This window comes from Erwinia sp. Eh17-17, assembly GCF_039675725.1.
GTDB lineage: Bacteria > Pseudomonadota > Gammaproteobacteria > Enterobacterales > Enterobacteriaceae > Erwinia.
The window spans coordinates 131271-149523 of the sequence record NZ_JBDFQT010000007.1 but is presented as its reverse complement, the minus strand read 5'-3'; the positions used below and the strand labels follow the sequence as shown (position 1 = coordinate 149523).

The 18253-nt window shown below is 58.1% G+C and carries 16 protein-coding genes; 4 read left to right on the top strand and 12 right to left on the bottom strand.

The genetic code is table 11. The annotated features are described in order from the left end of the window. Positions 1-8 precede the first annotated feature (8 nt). The 9 genes from recC to rppH form a co-directional block, all read right to left on the bottom strand. Complete coding sequence (gene recC / locus ABEH87_RS17405; protein WP_346578129.1) at positions 9-3377, bottom strand: exodeoxyribonuclease V subunit gamma; 3369 nt, start codon at positions 3375-3377, stop codon at positions 9-11. Between the two features lie 75 nt (positions 3378-3452). Then, a complete protein-coding gene (locus ABEH87_RS17400) occupies positions 3453-3770 on the bottom strand; it encodes a prepilin-type N-terminal cleavage/methylation domain-containing protein (RefSeq protein WP_346578128.1) in 318 nt (105 codons plus the stop codon). After that, on the bottom strand, positions 3760-4173 hold the full coding sequence (locus tag ABEH87_RS17395; RefSeq protein ID WP_346578126.1) for a DUF2509 family protein: 414 nt from the start codon (positions 4171-4173) through the stop codon (positions 3760-3762). The genes ABEH87_RS17400 and ABEH87_RS17395 overlap by 11 nt, the downstream gene beginning before the upstream one ends. Continuing rightward, complete coding sequence (locus ABEH87_RS17390) at positions 4173-4724, bottom strand: prepilin peptidase-dependent protein (protein WP_346578242.1); 552 nt, start codon at positions 4722-4724, stop codon at positions 4173-4175. Before ABEH87_RS17390 ends, ABEH87_RS17395 begins: the two co-directional genes overlap by 1 nt. After that, positions 4715-5176: a GspH/FimT family pseudopilin gene (locus ABEH87_RS17385; protein WP_346578124.1), complete on the bottom strand. Its 462-nt coding sequence runs from the start codon at positions 5174-5176 to the stop codon at positions 4715-4717. The genes ABEH87_RS17390 and ABEH87_RS17385 overlap by 10 nt, the downstream gene beginning before the upstream one ends. A 195-nt stretch (positions 5177-5371) precedes the next feature. After that, positions 5372-6166, bottom strand: a complete 795-nt coding sequence (gene thyA / locus ABEH87_RS17380) for a thymidylate synthase (protein ID WP_346578122.1) — start codon at positions 6164-6166, stop codon at positions 5372-5374. Next, positions 6163-7041, bottom strand: a complete 879-nt coding sequence (gene lgt / locus ABEH87_RS17375; RefSeq protein WP_346578120.1) for a prolipoprotein diacylglyceryl transferase — start codon at positions 7039-7041, stop codon at positions 6163-6165. Before lgt ends, thyA begins: the two co-directional genes overlap by 4 nt. Before the next feature lie 123 nt (positions 7042-7164). Beyond that, positions 7165-9411, bottom strand: coding sequence for a phosphoenolpyruvate--protein phosphotransferase (ptsP, locus tag ABEH87_RS17370; protein WP_346578118.1), 2247 nt, complete (start codon positions 9409-9411; stop codon positions 7165-7167). Positions 9412-9423: 12 nt separating this feature from the next. Next, positions 9424-9951: an RNA pyrophosphohydrolase gene (gene rppH / locus ABEH87_RS17365; RefSeq protein WP_346578116.1), complete on the bottom strand. Its 528-nt coding sequence runs from the start codon at positions 9949-9951 to the stop codon at positions 9424-9426. A gap of 682 nt (positions 9952-10633) precedes the next feature. Between rppH and mutH the strand changes: the two genes are divergently transcribed. The 4 genes from mutH to ABEH87_RS17345 all read left to right on the top strand — a co-directional run bounded on the left by mutH (position 10634) and on the right by ABEH87_RS17345 (position 13749). Beyond that, on the top strand, positions 10634-11323 hold the full coding sequence (mutH, locus tag ABEH87_RS17360) for a DNA mismatch repair endonuclease MutH (RefSeq protein WP_346578114.1): 690 nt from the start codon (positions 10634-10636) through the stop codon (positions 11321-11323). Positions 11324-11410: 87 nt separating this feature from the next. After that, positions 11411-12121 carry a TerC family protein gene (locus ABEH87_RS17355; RefSeq protein WP_346578112.1) on the top strand — a complete coding sequence of 237 codons (711 nt, stop codon included), beginning with the start codon at positions 11411-11413 and terminating at the stop codon, positions 12119-12121. Between the two features lie 169 nt (positions 12122-12290). Then, on the top strand, positions 12291-12506 hold the full coding sequence (locus ABEH87_RS17350; RefSeq protein WP_346578110.1) for a YgdI/YgdR family lipoprotein: 216 nt from the start codon (positions 12291-12293) through the stop codon (positions 12504-12506). A 202-nt stretch (positions 12507-12708) separates the two neighbouring features. Then, positions 12709-13749, top strand: coding sequence for an NADP(H)-dependent aldo-keto reductase (locus ABEH87_RS17345; RefSeq protein WP_346578108.1), 1041 nt, complete (start codon positions 12709-12711; stop codon positions 13747-13749). Positions 13750-13799: 50 nt separating this feature from the next. On the opposite strand, the gene ABEH87_RS17340 is transcribed toward ABEH87_RS17345, so the two are convergent. From ABEH87_RS17340 to aas, 3 genes are all read right to left on the bottom strand, one after another. Further along, the gene (locus tag ABEH87_RS17340; protein ID WP_346578106.1) at positions 13800-14633 is read right to left on the bottom strand and encodes a DJ-1/PfpI family protein; all 834 of its coding nucleotides are present in this window, start codon (positions 14631-14633) and stop codon (positions 13800-13802) included. A gap of 151 nt (positions 14634-14784) precedes the next feature. Beyond that, on the bottom strand, positions 14785-15990 hold the full coding sequence (gene lplT / locus ABEH87_RS17335) for a lysophospholipid transporter LplT (RefSeq protein ID WP_346578104.1): 1206 nt from the start codon (positions 15988-15990) through the stop codon (positions 14785-14787). Further along, on the bottom strand, positions 15987-18143 hold the full coding sequence (gene aas, locus ABEH87_RS17330; protein WP_346578103.1) for a bifunctional acyl-ACP--phospholipid O-acyltransferase/long-chain-fatty-acid--ACP ligase: 2157 nt from the start codon (positions 18141-18143) through the stop codon (positions 15987-15989). The genes lplT and aas overlap by 4 nt, the downstream gene beginning before the upstream one ends. Positions 18144-18253 lie beyond the last annotated feature (110 nt).

Sequence of the window (18253 nt, the reverse complement as noted above, 5' to 3'; positions counted from 1 at the left end):
AACATCCCCTAAGAAGGGCAATGATTCTGCAACAACGCTAACATCCAGCGTTCCGCCTGTTCGGTCATCTCTTTCTCGCTGGCGCTATCCAGCGTGCGCAGCAGGCGTTGCAGATAAGGGTCTGTGCCCTCACCGTCGATCTGATAATTTCCCTGCCAGCATTGCAGCAGCTTAACGTGCGCTTTTTTCAGCGTCGCGTCATCGCGCAGCAGCATGCCGGTTTTTTCGTCAAAACAGGCCTTAAGCCACGCTCCGCCGGACGCCGTCAGCAGCAGCGGTGCGCACATGCCCTGGCGGTAGCCTTCAACATAGCGGTTGAGGTGCTGCATTGCCGCCTCGGCCGTCAGCGGCGCAAAGCGCCACACGCTTTCTTTACGCCCCAGCATGGTACTGCTTCCGGTTCCGCCCATGGCGCAGTAAACCAGATGTTCAAGCCACAGCGTCAGACCGTCATTAAAGTTGAGGATGCCCGGACGCCAGCGCAGCAGCCCGCTGTCCTGCACCTGAGCCAGCCAGCCGCTGAGAGTCAGGCCGCCGACCGTCAGGTCGATCTCCCAGCTCTGTGCAGCGGCACGCTGTTCGCGCACCCGCCCGGCCAGCTCGCTCATCTCCTGCTCCTGTTCCTGCCAGAACAGCTCACCAAACGCCCCGTAAGGCAGCGCCCCCGCAGCGCGCTGGCGTGCATACAGGCGGTCACTTTCACTGCCCTCAATCAGGCTGTTCAGCAATTGGGTATTCACCTGATAGCGGCTCAGCCCCTGGAGAGAGAACGGCTCGGCATCCGGCAGCCCGGTCTCATCCAGATGGAAGCTGACGCCCAGGCGCAGGCTGAAGAAGGCGCGCACCGGATGACGCCAGAAGCGCACCAGTTTCTCAAAACTCAGCGTATCCGGGGTTTCGTCCGCCAGCGGCTGCATAAACGGCGGATGGGCCGTGCCCTGGGCACTGGCAGCCGGCAGCCATTCGGCAGCAAAGCTGCGGAATTCCGATGCGGCACTGAAGTTTTCTGCCGCGAACGGCATGCGGCTGTGCAGATGGTGCAGATGCTTCACCACCGCTTCAGCGCTGCTGTCGACATCCTTTTCTCTGTCCTGCTCCAGGCAGAAACTCTGGCTGATGTACTCCACTAATTCGCTGACCAGCACCGACGGATAACGTTCCGTATTGTCCTGAATTGAGCGGCCAATATAGCTGATATACAGCTGCTGCTGCGCCGAGTTCAGCGCTTCGAGGAACAGATAGCGGTCATCATCGCGACGGCTGCGATCCCCTTTCTGCGCCTGCTGGCTCATCAGGTCAAAGCCCAGCGGCGGCAGCGTACGCGGATAAACACCGTCGTTCATCCCCAGCAGGCAGACCACTTTGAATGGAATAGATCGCATCGGCATCAGGGTACAGAAGTTTACCGGTCCGGCGAGGAAACGCTGGCTGATACGCTGCTGATCGAGGCGTGATGACAGTTCGTCGCGCAGCAGCGTCAGCGGCACCGCCTGCTGATAACGGGCTTCCACCCCGTAGTTGATCGCCTGCTGCCACTGTTCTTCAATCAGCGCCAGCGCGGCTTCGGTTTCAGCGTCGCTGGTAAAGAAGTCATCCAGCATCTGACGACACAGCGGCAGCCAGTCCTGAAGCTCACGGGGTTCGCTCAGCCACTGCCGCCAGCGATTCAGCTGCATCAGCAGCTCGGCAAGGTTGCCCGCCAGTTCAGCAATCAGGCCGCTGGATTCGTCGTAAGGCAGGATGCCCTGCCAGTCGCCAGCCTCACTGTTCATGGCGTAGCCCAGCAGCATGCGCGTCAGGCCAAAATGCCAGGTATGCTGGCCGGTAGCGGGCAGGTCCAGCTCGCGCACGCTGTCATCATCCAGCCCCCAGCGCACCCCGGACTCCGCCACCCAGTGGCGCAGCAGGCGTAGCCCCTCTTCGTCCACGGTGAAACGGCTGGCGACCGCTGGCACTTCCAGCAGCGCCAGCACGTCTTCCGCAGTAAAGCGGCTTTCCGGCAGGCTGAGCAGGGAAATAAAGGCCTGCAGAGCAGGATGGGCCTGACTGGCGCGGCGGTCGGAAATCGCAAACGGCAGCGCGCGCTCCGCAGGCGCGTTGCCAAACACCGCCTGAATAAACGGGGTGTAGGCGTCAATGTCAGCTACCATCACAATAATATCGCGGGCGGTCAGCGTGGAGTCTTCCGCCATCATCGCCAGCAGCCGGTCCTGGAGCACCTCAACTTCGCGCTGCGGACTGTGACACAGGTGGATCGCCACCGAACGATCGTCCGCCGCCAGCACCCGCTTACTGCGGCTGTGTTCCCATTCACGCTGTGTCAGACCGATGGCCGCATGGTCTTCCAGCTCCAGCAGATCACGCTTCAGGGTGTGCAGCAGGTTATCCGGTTCAATATCTACAAAGGCAAACACTTCGTTGGGCTCCATCTGCGCCAGCAGGTAGAGATTGTCACGCCCGAGCTTGCCCCACGAGGCTAACAGCGGGTTACTTAACTGCTGTTCGCCCCCCTCATTAAACAGTGACGGAGCGGCGTCGCTGTCACGAAACTGCGGGATCTCGCGGTTATCCTGATAGTGACGGCGATTGCGGCTTTGCAGTCTGGCGAGGAAACCGTAATCCTGAATATCGCCCCAGTAGTGACGGCAGGGGTTGGTAAACAGCAGATGGATATCAATATGCCGGCCCAGCGCCTGCAGCGCCTGTAAATAGACCGGAGGCAGTGCGGAAATCCCGCAGATGAATACCCTGTCGGGCAGGTTGGCCGGGCGCTCGCGGCTCTTTTCCAGCCTGGCGATGAAGCGCTGGTAAAGGTTGGCGCGGTGCCATTCTGGCTGACCGAGTTGATCGGTATAGGCGACCAGCGCGGCCCACAGCGGAGCCTGCCAGCGCTGAGATTCCCCGAGGTCGTCAATTCTCTGACCTTTTTCCCAGCTGTTCAGCCAGTGAGGGCGGTAAACCAGATACTGGTCGAAGAGATCCGCCACGCGCGACGAGAGCTGGAACAGCTTGCGCTGGTCGTCGTCATCGCTGAGGTAGTGACGCAGCATTTCAAACTCATCCCCCGGCAGCATGGCGGGCAGGATCGCCATCAGCTTCCAGCTCATGCTCGATTTATTAAAGGCGCTCTCTTTCGGGATCTCCGGCAGCACGCTGACAAACATGTCCCAGATAAAACTGGCGGGCAGCGGGAAATCGATATTGGCCGCAATGCCAAATTCTTCGGCCAGCGACATTTGCAGCCACTGCGCCATACCGGGGCTTTGCACCAGCACCACTTCCGAACGCAGCGGATCGCCCAGCGGCTGGTTTTCTATCTGCCAGCACGCCAGCGTTTTTAACAGATCCAACTGATTGGAGTGGTAAACGGTAAACATACACCTGTGCCCTTTTATATTGCGCCGGAGGCTACTGTACCCTGTCAGGCCCGGCTTGAAAATGTCATGGCGCTATCAGCGCTTTTCATCACACTGCAGCTGCGTCAGTTCGGCGCGCTGCCCGGCAGGGCTGACCACCCGCGCAGTCACCAGCTGGCAGCCAACCGGTCCGCTGCGCGAGTGCTGCTGCGTCTGCCAGTGAGCCGTTTCCTGCCCCTCTAAACGCTGGAAAGCCGTGCGCCAGGCCGTACGCTGCTGCCACTGACGGTGAAACCCCTGCCCCAGCACCTGCTGATAGCGCACCAGTGCCGTATAGCTGAGGCTGAACAGCAGCAGGGCAAACAGGATTTCTGTCAGGCTGAACCCCCGCTGAGCGGCGCGATTATTTAACATGGCAGGCTCCTTCTCTGCTCAGGGGGCAGTAGTCCAGCCAGCCGTGTGGGTCAGCCTGCACCGCGCCGTCACTGCGCAGGCTGACCCAGCGCCACAGCGTCAGGGTGCCTGGCCCGCTGTCGGCCCGCAGTAACATCAGCGCAGGCTGCAGGCACGCGCGCCAGTGAAACACCGCTTGCTGCTGGCACTGCCACGTTTGTGCAGCGGACCAGTGCAGCCGCTCGCCCCAGGCAAGCGCAGACGTGGCCCCGGTAAACTGCTGAAGGTGGCGCTGCTCATCGCCCACCAGGCTCATCGCGTCGCTGAGCTGTCGCCGGGTGGCATGCAGCATCAGCGTCCCCATCAGCAGCACGATCATCACCGCGATCAGGGACCCGCTGCCGCGCTGCGATGATAACGCCATCAGAGGTTTTCCGCCGTCAGCCAGTGCTCAAGGTCCAGCGTGATATCGGGAAAGCGCCGGGCAAAACCGCTGAGACGCAGCCTGACCTGGCGCCCGTGGCGGACAGCTTCGAAAGCGCTGATACCCGTTACGCGCGGGTCGTTTAAGCGTTCCCAGCCGCTCCCTTCACAGCCAGTGACCCCGCGCTGCATCTCCAGACTGTCGGCTCGCAGGCGATAGCCCCAGACCTCGCTGTTATCACGACCTGCGGCCTCCCAGCGGCCGTTGCTGTTTTCATCCCAGCGCACCAACAGGCAGCCCCCCTGCTTGCGCGTAGCGTCCAGCCCCGCCCCCAGGCAGTGACCGTGGCAGTAACCGGCGCGGCGCGCGGCTTTTTCCAGCGTATGCATCATCTGCCAGAGCTCTTCGTGAAGCTGCGACTGTATGATTAACCGCAGATTCTGCGCCTGAAGCTGCGGCAGCGTGCGCATGGCCGCCAGCATCAGCACGCTGCCGAGTGCCAGCGCCATTAACGTCTCCAGCAGCGTGAATCCCTGCGCTTTCACCGGCAATCCTCTTCGGACTGCAGGCAAATACGCACCCGCCCGCGTGATGACACTATGACGCGCCGTTCACCCGCGTCGCTGGCGATAACGATCCTGCCGGGGCGGGCAGCGTTGTGCCTGCCGTAAAACCCCAGGTCAGCGGTAAGTGCGCGCACGCTGATGCCTGCATGCGGCGCAGGGAGCGTATGCCGCGTGGGACGACGGCATAACGCCGGCCCGGCTCCCAGACACCAGCGCTTCCCTGGCTTCAGCCACAGCACATGCGTGGCGTTGTGCCAGTTGGCATCACTGCGTACGCGCTGCAGCAGGCGCTGGATCTGCTGCGCAGTATCGTTGAGCTGCTGCCGCTGCCGCCAGCGCTGCCAGCTGCTCCCCCCGCCCAGGCTTAGCAGCCCGACTATCGCCAGCACCACCATCATTTCCAGCAGGGTAAATCCGTTGACGTTTTCGCTTTTCATGCCCGCCAGTGTGCGCTTTTAACCCGCTGCGGCCAGCGTCGGATGATGTTATTGCGTGACGACTTCCACACGAATTTCCCGCTTGCAGACGCGATCATTCACGTTGAGAGGTGTATTCCAGAAGGGAGAGAAAAGAAGCGGGAAAGAGGCAGAACACGGTTGCTGTTACGCCCCCGGCAAAGGGGGCGCTGAGCGTCAGATCGCGACCGGAGCTTTAATCGCCGGATGCGGATCGTAGCCTTCAATCTCGAAATCGTCGAAGCGATAGTCAAAAATTGAGGCTGGTTTACGTTTGATCAGAAGCTTCGGCAGCGCGCGTGGTTCACGCGTCAGTTGCAGACGCGTCTGCTCAAGGTGATTGCTGTACAGATGCGTGTCGCCACCGGTCCAGACGAAGTCACCCACTTCCAGATCGCACTGCTGTGCCATCATATGCACCAGCAGCGCATAGCTGGCGATATTGAACGGCAGGCCGAGGAAAATATCGCACGAGCGCTGATACAGCTGGCAGGAGAGCTTGCCATCAGCCACGTAGAACTGGAAGAAGGCGTGGCAGGGAGCCAGCGCCATCTGATCCAGCTCCCCGACGTTCCAGGCAGAGACAATGATGCGGCGCGAGTCCGGGTCGCTTTTCAGCTGCTCAACCACGCGGGTGAGCTGGTCAATCTGTGCGCCGTCGGGTGCTCCCCAGCTGCGCCACTGTTTGCCATAAACCGGACCTAAGTCGCCGTTCTCATCGGCCCATTCGTCCCAGATCGATACCTTATTTTCTTTCAGGTAAGCGATGTTGGTGTCACCGTTCAGGAACCACAGCAGCTCATGAATAATTGAGCGCAGATGGCACTTTTTCGTGGTCACCAGCGGAAAGCCATCCTGCAAGTTGAAACGCATCTGATGACCAAAAATTGACAGCGTACCGGTGCCGGTACGGTCGTTTTTCGGAGTGCCCTGCTCGAGCACGTGCTGCATTAACGCCAGATACTGTTTCATTTTTCCTCACGAACCCGCTGCGCAGGGCGACGACGGTATGCCCAAATCATCATAATCAGACCGGCGATAATCATCGGCACGGAGAGGATCTGCCCCATACTGATGCCGCTGAACAGACCAAGCTGTTGGTCAGGCTGGCGGAAGAATTCAACGATTATACGGAACGCGCCGTAGCCAATCAGGAACAGCCCGGACACCGCGCCCATCGGGCGGGATTTACGAATAAACACGTTAAGAATGATAAACAGCACGATACCTTCAAGGATCAGCTCATAGAGCTGTGAAGGATGGCGCGGCAGCACCCCGTAGGTTGCCAGCAGCTGCTGCCATTCCGGGTGAGTTGCCACCAGCGCGATATCTTCGCTGCGCGAACCCGGGAACAGCATCGCCCAAGGCAGGTTCGGATCGACACGTCCCCACAGTTCGCCGTTGATAAAGTTACCGAGACGACCGGCTCCGAGACCAAACGGGATCAGGGGAGCCATAAAATCAGCCACCTGGAAGAAGTGACGTTTGGTACGGTAAGCGAAGATCATCATCACCACGATCACCCCAATCAGGCCACCGTGGAACGACATGCCGCCATCCCAGACTTTGAACAGATACAGCGGGTTATCAAGGAACAGAGGCAGGTTATAGAACAGAACGTAGCCGATGCGCCCGCCGAGGAACACACCGAGGAAACCGGCATACAGCAGGTTTTCTACTTCTTCTTTTTTCCAGCCGCTTCCCGGTTTGTTAGCCCGGCGCACCGCCAGCCACATTGCGAAAACGAATCCCACCAGGTACATCAGTCCGTACCAGTGCAGTGAAACTGGCCCGATCGAGAAAATCACCGGATCAAATTGAGGGAAAGCCAGATAGCCGTTATTCATCTTTCACCATTGTTAAGTCAGTCCTGACAGGCAGCCGCGCAAGGAGGGGCTGCATAAGGCGCGCATCATAGCATAATGCGAATTATTGCGGTCTCAGCTAACTGTAAACTTTGTTAATTGTGTTTATCTGCCGCCGCGAATCAGACCGCCCAGGCCTCTGCGCTCCATGAAGGAGGCAACCTGGTGGCGAACATCGGTCGCGAACTGAGCTTCCAGACCACGCTGAGCCAGGGTTTGCGCTTCTTCATGATCCAGATGGCTCAGCAGGTATTTCACCCGCGCCACGTTGCGACCGTTCATGCTGAGATGGTGATACCCCATGCCCACCAGCAGCGCGACACACATCGGGTCACCGGCCATTTCGCCACACAGGCAGAGTTCGATGCCCGCACGCTGAGTTTCTTCAGCAATGGTTTTTAACGCCCGCAGCATCGCCGGGTGCAGGCTGTCATACAGGCTGGCGACGCGGGTATTGTTGCGATCCACCGCCAGCAGGTACTGGGTGAGGTCGTTGGTGCCGACGGAAACGAAATCTACCCGCTCCTTCAGCTGGCCGATCATAAAGATCATTGACGGCACTTCGATCATCACCCCGATGCGCGGCTGTGGGATGGCGTAGCCAAGCATCTCTTCCACTTCACGCGCGGCGCGGGCGATCAGACGCCGGGCTTCATCGATCTCTTCCAGGCTGGTGATCATCGGCAGCAGGATATTAAGGTTATCGCTCGCTACGTTAGCGCGCAGCATGGCGCGCAGTTGGACGAGGAAAATTTCCGGCTGGTCGAGCGTCAGACGAATCCCGCGCCAGCCCAGGCAGGGGTTCTCTTCGCTGATGGGCATATACGGCAGCTGTTTATCCGCACCGACGTCCAGGGTACGCAGGGTAACCGGTTTATCCAGAAACAGCTGCAACATCCCCTGATACTGCGCCACCTGCTCCTCTTCCGAGGGGAAGCCGTTCTGCAGCATAAACGGGATTTCAGTACGGTACAGGCCCACGCCGTCAACGCGGTTGCCCAGCGTCTGTTCATGTTCCGCGCTCAGTCCGGCATTGAGCATCACTTTTACCGGTTCACCGCTTTTCAGCGCGCCGGGCAGGAAGACAAAATCTTCCGCCAGCAGGCTCAGTTCGTTCTCTTCGCTGATCAGGCGCTGATATTCCTGTACCAGCACCGGTTCCGGGTCAACCAGCAGTTCGCCCCGGTAACCGTCAACGATCAGCAGGTGCCCTTTCATCAGCTCCGGCTGAATATCCGCGCCCATCACCGTCGGGATGCCCATCGCCCGCACCATAATCGCCGCATGCGAGTTGGCGGCACCGTCACGCACCACCACGCCTGCCAGGCGGTCACGCGGCAGCTCGGCCAGAGTGGTAGCGGTCAGCTCATCGGCGACCAGCACAAAGCGTTCAGGCCAGGTATTCGTCCCCTGCACGGTGTCGTCGAGGTGGAACAGCAGGCGCTGCCCCAGCACGCGCAGGTCGCCGGAGCGCTCGCGCAGGTAGCTGTCCTGCAGACTGGCAAACTGAGCGGCAAACTTTTCAATGACCTTTTTCACCGCCCACTCAGCCACCGAACCGGCATCAATTTCCGCCAGCAGGTCTTTTTTCAGCCGGGCATCGCTTAACAGGTGCGAGTAGAGATCAAAGATTGCGGCGCTCTCTTTGTGCATGCTGGCGGTAAAGCGCTTGCTGTAGCGGCGGAATTCGCTGGAGGCTTCGCTCATCGCCAGCGCCAGGCGCTCGCGCTCGCGCACCGTGTCCAGCGTCGAGGCCGCAAACACGTTTTCCAGCGAGGGCTGGCTGGAGTCTACCCAGCCTTCAGCGACAGCAACGCCAGGCGCCGCTGCCAGCGCCCGGATACGGGTCTGCCGGTACTGACCAAACAGGGCATTGAGCTGTGACTGTGAGAGAATAGCCGCCATCTGCGTGGCCAGCGTCACCAGGAAGGATTCTTCACTTTCATCGAACTGGCGGTGTTCGCGCTGCTGCACGACCAGCACGCCAAGCAGCTGACGACGGCTGATAATCGGCACGCCAAGGAACGAGCGGAAACGCTCTTCCTTCACGGAGGGAATATATTTGAAGCTGGGGTGACTCTGCGCATCAGCAAGGTTGATTGGCTCAGCCAGACGGCCCACCAGTCCGACGATACCTTCATCAAAGGCCAGGGCGACCGTGCGCCCACGCGGCTTTTTTAGCCCACGCGTAGCCATCAGGTAATAGCAGCGGCGATCGTGATCGGCAAGGTACACCGAGCAGACCTCGGTATCCATCGCCAGACAGATTTCGTTAACCAAAATATCCAGCGCCTCGGTAAGCCGGGGCGCTGCCGCCACTTTTTCAACTATTTCGCGTAGCTGTGTGAGCATAATCTACGTGGCTTAACCTCTCTTCCGTCGAAAACCTGGCGCATTTCGCTGTACGGTATTCTCCTGCAGGGGCATAACCACACCGGCGAATTCTTTCATCACGCGTCGGTAAACATCACGTTTAAAAGAGACCACCTGGCGTACCGGATACCAGAAACTTACCCAGCGCCAGCCGTCAAATTCAGGCGTGCTGCTGGTTTGCATGTTGATATCCGCGTCATTGCACATCAGCTGCAGAAGATACCACTTCTGTTTTTGGCCGATACAAACCGGCTTTGTGTCCCAACGCACCAAACGTTTTGGCAACTTATATCGTAACCAGTTACGGGTAGATGCAAGGATGCGAACATCCTTGCGGTTCAAACCGACTTCCTCGAAAAGTTCGCGGTACATCGCCTGCTCCGCCGTTTCACCGGGGTTAATACCCCCCTGGGGAAACTGCCAGGAGTGCTGACCGAAACGTCTGGCCCACAGCACCTGCCCCTGCTTGTTACAAATTACGATACCAACATTCGGGCGGTAGCCATCATCATCGATCACCGGACTACCTCAAACTAAAACTGGATGTTCTGATTGTTTCATACTCCTTACAGACGGTAAACCACTGGTTTCAGACGAGGTGATCGCGTCAGGCTGGGATAACTCATCCTTTTTGGCAAAGTTATAAACAGAAACCCGGACAAAAACGCGATCTTATTCACGTTTTCTGTGGATAGCTTTGTGCAGAACTCTGTTAACAGATGGGGAAAACTTTCTGGCGGATAAAAAGCGCCCCTAAAAAAAATAAGAATAAACCCATATTAATCAGTAACCTTTGTCGTTAACCACAGCTTTCCCCCCGGTTGTCATGCGGTTGTCACAGGGTCATGATCGACCGCTGGTGAAAGATCGAACGCTTACTACGTTATCCACAGAATATGTTGATTACTTCGCCGGGAAAAGCGCAAAACTGGGGAAAAGTGCCGCCGTCAAGGCTGTAAATGGAAACAGTATTATTGTAAAAGGTGAGTTATCCCACTTTTCTGTGGATAAGTACCCCCGTGATCCTGTTCATTGTCGGTGACAAGACGGGTAAAACTGTACAGAGTGGGATATTTTCTGGCAGCGGATGCAATAAAAAAACACGAGTTATCATGCTATTATTAGTGTTTTCCCCAGATAAGTTAGCCATATTCCTCGTGTGCGCAAATGACGGCTATTTTTTGAACAAAACCCGGACGTGATGATGAGTGACGATCTTTACTTCGTTCCCCCACCGCAGGATGAAGCAGAACTGCTGGCGCGTGCCTCGGCCCTTGCCGGGTATACGCTGGGCGAGCTGGCGCTGCGCATCGCCCTGCCAGTACCGCGCGATCTGAAGCGTGATAAAGGCTGGGTGGGTCTGTTACTGGAACGTTATCTCGGTGCCAGTGCAGGCAGTAAACCGGAACAGGACTTCGCCGGGATCGGCATTGAGCTGAAAACCATTCCGGTGGATGCCGCCGGACGCCCGCTGGAAACCACCTTTGTCTGCGTAGCTCCCCTGACCGGCAACAGCGGGGTGACCTGGCAAAACAGCCACGTGCGCCATAAGCTGGCGCGGGTGCTCTGGGTGCCGGTAGAAGGGGATCGCGCTATTCCTCTGGAACAGCGCCATGTCGGTGCGCCCCTGCTGTGGAGCCCCAGCGCCGAAGAGGAACTGCAGCTGCAGCGCGACTGGGAAGAGCTGATGGATATGATCGTGCTGGGTCAGGTCGATCAGATCACGGCACGCCACGGCGAGTTCCTGCAAATTCGCCCCAAAGCGGCCAACAGTAAAGCGCTGACCGAGGGCATTGGCCGCGACGGGCAGCCTGTAATGACGCTGCCGCGCGGCTTTTATCTTAAAAAGACGTTTACCGCGCCTCTGCTTGCCCGCCATTTTCTTCTGTAACCATTGCGCTAAAGGTTTTCCTACTATCGTCAACCTTGCGTATAATCGCCGTTTAGCTTTTGTTTAAGTTTAAGGTGTGTTTTTAACATGTTTGAATGGATTGCCGATCCCAATGCCTGGTTAGCGCTTGGCACGCTGACGATCCTCGAGATAGTTCTCGGGATAGATAATATTATTTTCCTCTCTCTGGTGGTGGCAAAACTGCCTAAACATCAGCAGAATACGGCCCGCCGCATCGGGCTGGCTGGCGCGATGCTGATGCGTCTTGGCCTGCTGGCCTCGATTGCCTGGGTTATCCGCCTGACCGATCCTCTGTTTACCCTGATGGATCATGCGTTCTCAGCGCGTGACCTGATCCTGCTGTTTGGTGGGCTGTTCCTGCTGTGGAAATCCAGCATGGAGATTCATGAAAGCATTGAGGGCGGCGAAGGGGAGCACAAGACCAGCGTGCACTCGTTTGCCGGTGCTATCGTACAAATCATGGTGCTGGATATTATTTTCAGCCTCGACTCCGTGATTACCGCCGTTGGCCTGTCCGATCACCTGATTATTATGATGGCTGCCGTGGTGATTGCCGTACTGGTGATGATGTTTGCCGCCCGCGCGATTGGTGAATTTGTCGATCGTCACCCGTCAGTGAAAATGCTGGCGCTGGCGTTCCTGATCCTCGTCGGCTTCACGCTGATACTGGAAAGCTTCAACATTCATATTCCGAAAGGTTACATCTACTTCGCCATGTTCTTCTCCATGGCGGTGGAATGCCTCAATCTGGTACGCAATAAAAAAAACCCGCTGTAATATCCTCAAGCCCGGCCAGCTCTGGCCGGGCAAAGAAATAGTGCTGGTCATTTGTCAATGGCGGGCAGTGCGCAGGGTCTATTTTCAGACTGATACTATTTATTACCACAGGGAAAATAGTTTATTACTACACTAATATGTTGAGTAATAAAGAATATGGAGAGCAGGTATGAAGTCGATGATTGGCGCAGTAGTCCTGGGCCTGACGGTACTGGTCAGCGGTTGCAGCAGTGATTACGTGATGGCAACTAAAGAAGGCAAAATGATTATGACCGACGGTAAGCCGCAGATCGATAAAGAAACCGGTCTGGTGAAATATACCGATGATAGCGGTCACGAGAAGCAAATTAACGGTGATGAAGTATCGTCTATCGTTGAGCGTTAAGCCGGATATTGCCACCTGACTCCCGCAGTTAACGGTGGCTTCACCGCACTTCCCGCTAAATCCCCCCTTCCCCCGCCCGCGAAGCACGGTTATAGTCAAAAACCGGGTTTTTGGCGCGACGTGTGCCAGTCCCAGGCAGAAAGCGACTGTTGCGGACGCCCTGATGTCCCTGACCTTTGAATAATGAAAAAGGAAGCCGGCAATGCATTATCACCGTATCCCCCACAGTACCCTCGAAGTCAGTTCTCTGGGGCTGGGCACTATGACGTTTGGTGAACAAAACAGCGAAGCCGACGCCCATGCACAACTGGATTATGCCCTGAGCCGTGGTATTAACCTGATTGATACTGCCGAAATGTATCCTGTCCCGCCCCGTCCGGAAACGCAGGGCCTGACCGAGCAGTATATTGGCAGCTGGCTGGCTGCGCGCGGTAACCGCGATAAAATTATCCTGGCCTCTAAGGTCTCCGGACCGATCCGCGGCGCAGATGCCTCGATCCGTCCTGGACAGGCGCTGGACCGCAAGAATATTCGCAGCGCGCTGGACGCCAGCCTGAAGCGTCTGAACACCGACTATCTCGACCTGTATCAGCTGCACTGGCCGCAGCGCCAGACCAACTGCTTTGGCAAGCTGAATTACGAATACACCGACAGCGCGGCCACCGTCACGCTGCTGGAAACTCTCGAAGCGCTGGCTGAACAGGTTCGCGCCGGTAAAATTCGCTATATCGGGGTATCCAATGAAACGCCATGGGGCGTGATGCGCTATCTGCAGCTGGCGGAGAAGCATGAGCTGCCGCGCATCGTCAGTATTCAGAACCCCTACAGCCTGCTGAACCGCAGCTTTGAAGTCGGCCTGGCCGAAATCAGCCAGCATGAAGGCGTAGAGCTGCTGGCTTACTCCAGCCTGGCATTCGGGACGTTGAGCGGGAAATACCTTAACGGCGCCCAGCCTGCCGGTGCGCGTAATACGCTGTTCAGCCGCTTCAAGCGCTACAGCGGCGAACAGTCCGTTCAGGCGATAAGCGAATATGTGGCACTGGCGAAGCAGCACGGACTGGACCCGTCGCAGATGGCGCTGGCCTTTGTGCGCCAGCAGCCGTTTGTCGCCAGCACCCTGCTGGGCGCGACCACGCTGGAACAGTTGAAAATGAATATCGACAGCTATGACGTCACGCTGAATGAAGAGGTGATGGAAGGGCTGGAGGCGATTCACCGCCGTTATACTTACCCGGCACCGTAAATCTTCACGGGCGGATCGTTAAGGGCGAGGTATACCTCGCCCCTGGACATTCAGGAGTAGCGTTCAGCGCGTTTAGCGCTCTCCTGTACCCGACGCTGCCAGTCTGGCGTCTCGGCTTCTACATTTCCCATCACCATCTTACGGGCATCCTGCGTCACGTTTTCCGGTGCCGTTTTTGGTGTGCCGCTGTTGTAAGGAGGATGCGGGTCGTACTGCATCAGCAGCTGAGCAAACTCCGCGCTCTCTTTGCCGGTCAGTTTGTCGCGCAGGGTCAGACCAAAATCAATGCCTGCCGTCACGCCGCCGCCGGAAATACGGTTGCGGTCAGTCACCACGCGCTCATCCACCGGAATAGCGCCAAACGGTTTGAGATCCTCCATCATCGACCAGTGCGTCGTGGCCTGGTAGCCCTTCATCAGCCCTGCTGCGCCCAGCAAAATCGACCCCGTACAGACGCTGGTCACCCATTCCGCTTCACTGCCGACTTTGTGCATCCAGTCGAGCATTTTCGTGTCCAGCAGATGAGCATAAGGATTACCGGTTCCGGTTACGCACAGAATATCGACGCGATCTAAACGATCGAACGTGGTGGTCGGGCAGAACTGCATGAAAGACTGTTCACACTTGAGCGGCTGGAGGTCGTGCGCGACAAATTCAACGTGCAGATCGTCGCCTGCGAGGGCGGTGGCCGGGCCGATAATATCCAGCGGTGTCATGCCCTGATACAGCACAAACGCCAGCGTGGGCTTATCCCCTTTTTTGCCTGAAGTGACACCGGGCTTCGACTTTTCGCTACTGGCAAACAGCGAACGGCTGGTGCCCATCCCGACGCCGGACGCAATCAGCGCCAGTGCAGATTTTGCAATAAACTCCCTTCTTTCCATGTCTGTTTCTCCATAAAGACAGTGATACTTACGTATTAAACTAATAATAACCGTGGGCCACTTTACCGGAGGCGATCGTCTTCAGAAAGGATAAATGAATAAGAATAAGAGTATTTAAGTGCGGAAAACGGGCCTTGCGGCCCGTTAAATATCAGACGCGGCGTTTCTGCGCCAGCTGCCAGCCCCACAGCACAGCAATCGCCAGAGCAAACAGCGCGCCGAAACCGACGCCCGTGGCCACCGGGGGTGCACCGAACTTAATGGCCAGCGTGTAGAGCCCGAGCATCAGCAGCATGGCGGTATTTTCACCGAGGTTCTGCACCGCGACAGCGTTACCCGTGCCGACCGAGTCTTTACCGCGCATCTGCAACAGCGCATTCAGCGGCACCACAAAGAAGCCGCCGAGCATGCCGATAATCACCAGCAGCACATAGGCATTGATCGCCTGATGCTGAAGCGAGAAGACCAGCACCGCAATGCCAATCAGCACACCCGCAGGCATACAGCGCCCCACGGTTTTCAGCGTCACCAGCTTCGCTGCGGCAATCGCCCCGAAGACAATGCCGATTGCCACCATCGCATTCAGCAGCGTCGGCGTTTTGTTATCGCTGATCCCCAGCGCGACCGGCACCCACAGCACCAGCAGGAAACGCAGCGTGACGCCTGCGCCCCAGAACAGGCTGGTGCCCACCAGTGAAAAACGCGTTTCGCCGTCACGCCACAGCGTGCCACAGGCGCGGAAGAAGCTGGCGGACATCCGGGCCGGATGCCAGGACTGCCCTGCACGCGCCACCGCCAGTTTAGGGATCAGCACGTTCGCCGCCACCGCCAGCGCATACGCCAGCACGCAGGCGACCAGCGCAGCCGTCAGATTCCAGTCGGCCAGGAAGCCTCCGGCCACCGATCCCAGCAGAATGGCAGCAATGGTCGAGGACTCCATCATGCCGTTGGCCTTCACCAGGGTTTCCCCTCCGGTCAGCTCACCCAGAATGCCATATTTCGCCGGGGAGTAAGCCGCAGCACCAATACCTACCAGGCTGTAACCGAGGAACGGATCAAACCCGAAGCAGATCGCCAGCGCACCGAGCAGTTTCAGCGCATTGGCAAACATCATCACCTGCCCTTTGGCGAAACTGTCGGCCAGCTGACCGACGAACGGGGCGAGAATGATGTAGGTGGCGACAAACATCATTTGCAGTACCGGCTGACTCCATTCCGGATATACCAGCGATTTCAACACCGCCAGGGTGGCAAACAGCAGCGCATTATCGCCAAATGCCGAGAAAAACTGGGCGATAATCACCGCCATCATCCCCTTAGACATCAGCGGCTGATAGCCCATCTGTGTGCTGCTCATGCCTGTTCCTCCGGCTTTTCGGCCATTTCACGCAGGGTCACGAAGTCCGGTTTCCCGCTGCCGAGCAGCGGCAGCTGGGACAGGACGCGGATATCACGGGGAACAGCCAGCTCCGGGCTGCCCAGCTCGCGGGCGGCACGGGTCAGCTGTTCACGGGTGAGCTGGGCGTCGGTGGTAAACAGCACCAGCGCCTCGCCGCGATTACCGTCCGGTTTCATGGTCGCCGCGTGCTGCTTTTCGTCCGAGGCTTTGCGGGCAATCAGTTCTACGGTCTCCAGCGAGACCATCTCTCCGGCAATTTTAGCAAAGCGCTTCACGCGCCCCTGGATCTGGCAGAAGCCCCCTTCATCAAAGCTGACAATATCGCCGGTGTCGTACCAGCCTGCTTCCATCTTCCCTTCGCCGTTATCAGCCTGAGGAGCTTCCAGTACGCCCGGATGCTCAACGCGCAGATAGCCTTTCATAATATTCGGGCCACGCAGCTGCAGCTGGCCACCGTTCTCAATACCCGGCACGGCGATCAGACGTGAGTCCATACCTGGCAGGATGCGGCCGACGGTATGGGATTTTGCCGCCATCGGCACGTTAATCGCCACCACCGGGGCACATTCGGTGACACCGTAGCCCTCCAGAATGCGGATGCCATACTTTTCCATCCACAGCTCGCGGGTCTGGTCCTGCAGTTTCTCTGCCCCCGCCACCACGTAGCGCAGACGCGCAAAGTCGTACGGGCTGGCAAAGCGCGCATAGTTACCGAGGAAGGTCGACGTGCCGAACAGCACGGTGCAGTTGCGGTCATACACCAGCTCAGGAACGATGCGGTAATGCAGCGGGCTGGGATAGAGGAACACCTGCGCCCCGGTCATCAGCGGGGTAAACAGACCCACCGTCAGGCCGAAGGCGTGGAACAGCGGCAGCGCGGACATAAAGCGGTCACGCGGGGTGAAGTCAGCCACGGTACGGATCTGCTCAACGTTAGCCAGCAGACTTTTATGCGAATGCACCACCCCTTTCGGATGGCCTTCCGAGCCGGAGGTAAACAGCACCATCGCGGCATCTTCCGGCTGCTGCGGCACCTGCGCCAGCGACGGCGTCAGCAGATGGCGCAGGATCCACAGTTTGTCCTGAGTGGTCACGGTGTCTTTCAGATCTTCAAGGTAGATCCACTGCACCTGAGGGATCCCCTCCGGCAGATGCCCCAGCTTGCCTTTGTCGAGGAACTGACGCGAGGTAAACACCGTTTTCACTTCGGCAGCGGCCAGCGCGCTGGTCAGCCCTTTTACCCCGGCGGTGTAGTTCAGCATCGCCGGGATGCGCCCGCGCATTGAGGCACCGAGGATTGCCGCCGCCGTGACCGTTGCGTTCGGCAGCAGCAGGCCGATATATTCGCCCGGCTGGCTGTAGCGCTCGAGAATACGGCCCACGCCGAGCGACTTTTTCAGCAGTCCGGTGTAGCTGTCCGGCTTGAAATTAACGTCTTCCACGCAGGGTTTAAACAGACCGTAGCGGGTACGCGCAGAGAGAAACGCCTGGTAGAGTGTTTCACGCGGGCGCACTGCCATGCGCGCTTCCATCATGATGTGATGCAGGTGCTCTCCCGCCAGCTTGCGGCGGTCGCGCGCGCGCGCGGCTTCCGGCATCGGGATGGTGGTCGCAGGCAGGACAGTCAGGGTAATACGGGGAAACAGGCGGCGTTTAAACACGCCCCCGAGACGGCCAAACACGGTGTACTCGGCGCCTTCAATGCGCAGCGGTACCACCGTAGCCTGTGATTTCGCGGCCACGAAGCCCGCACCGTCGTATATTTTCATCAGCGATCCGGTGACGGTGATACGCCCTTCCGGGAAGATCACAACCGGACGCCCCTGAGCCACCAGCTTCACCAGATGTTTCAGCGCCATCGGTTTAGTCGGGTCAAGCGGCACGAAGTCGATAATTGAGCGCAGCGCGCGCATATACCACTGGTCGGTGATCGAGGAGTAAACCGCAAACACCGGCTTTACCGGCAGAAAGACCGCCAGCAGGATGCCGTCAATAAACGACATGTGATTTGGGGTAATCAGCACCTTCTCTTTGTACAACCCGGAGAGGTCACCCGTCAGGCGCGTACGATAGAGCACGCGCAGCAGAAAACGCAGTATTGAAAACAGCATGCCTGATCCTTTTAGCCGCAATAAACTGCGGTAACGATGCAGGAAAGGTGCCGACAACTCAATATTTATTGAGGATTTAGTGTGATTCTGAAGGGATTGGCGGGCCAGGG

Excerpts from the sequence above, each read along its gene's own strand:
- thyA (WP_346578122.1), bottom strand. The coding sequence starts at position 6,166 with ATGAAACAGTATCTGGCGTTAATGCAGCACGTGCTCGAGCAGGGCACT.
- ABEH87_RS17350 (WP_346578110.1), top strand. The coding sequence starts at position 12,291 with ATGAAGTCGATGATTGGCGCAGTAGTCCTGGGCCTGACGGTACTGGTC.
- ABEH87_RS17385 (WP_346578124.1), bottom strand. The coding sequence starts at position 5,176 with ATGAAAAGCGAAAACGTCAACGGATTTACCCTGCTGGAAATGATGGTG.
- ABEH87_RS17345 (WP_346578108.1), top strand. The coding sequence starts at position 12,709 with ATGCATTATCACCGTATCCCCCACAGTACCCTCGAAGTCAGTTCTCTG.
- ABEH87_RS17400 (WP_346578128.1), bottom strand. The coding sequence starts at position 3,770 with ATGTTAAATAATCGCGCCGCTCAGCGGGGGTTCAGCCTGACAGAAATC.
- lplT (WP_346578104.1), bottom strand. The coding sequence starts at position 15,990 with ATGAGCAGCACACAGATGGGCTATCAGCCGCTGATGTCTAAGGGGATG.
- mutH (WP_346578114.1), top strand. The coding sequence starts at position 10,634 with ATGATGAGTGACGATCTTTACTTCGTTCCCCCACCGCAGGATGAAGCA.
- lgt (WP_346578120.1), bottom strand. The coding sequence starts at position 7,041 with ATGAATAACGGCTATCTGGCTTTCCCTCAATTTGATCCGGTGATTTTC.
- ABEH87_RS17395 (WP_346578126.1), bottom strand. The coding sequence starts at position 4,173 with ATGGCGTTATCATCGCAGCGCGGCAGCGGGTCCCTGATCGCGGTGATG.
- ABEH87_RS17340 (WP_346578106.1), bottom strand. The coding sequence starts at position 14,633 with ATGGAAAGAAGGGAGTTTATTGCAAAATCTGCACTGGCGCTGATTGCG.
- ABEH87_RS17355 (WP_346578112.1), top strand. The coding sequence starts at position 11,411 with ATGTTTGAATGGATTGCCGATCCCAATGCCTGGTTAGCGCTTGGCACG.
- ptsP (WP_346578118.1), bottom strand. The coding sequence starts at position 9,411 with ATGCTCACACAGCTACGCGAAATAGTTGAAAAAGTGGCGGCAGCGCCC.
- aas (WP_346578103.1), bottom strand. The coding sequence starts at position 18,143 with ATGCTGTTTTCAATACTGCGTTTTCTGCTGCGCGTGCTCTATCGTACG.
- recC (WP_346578129.1), bottom strand. The coding sequence starts at position 3,377 with ATGTTTACCGTTTACCACTCCAATCAGTTGGATCTGTTAAAAACGCTG.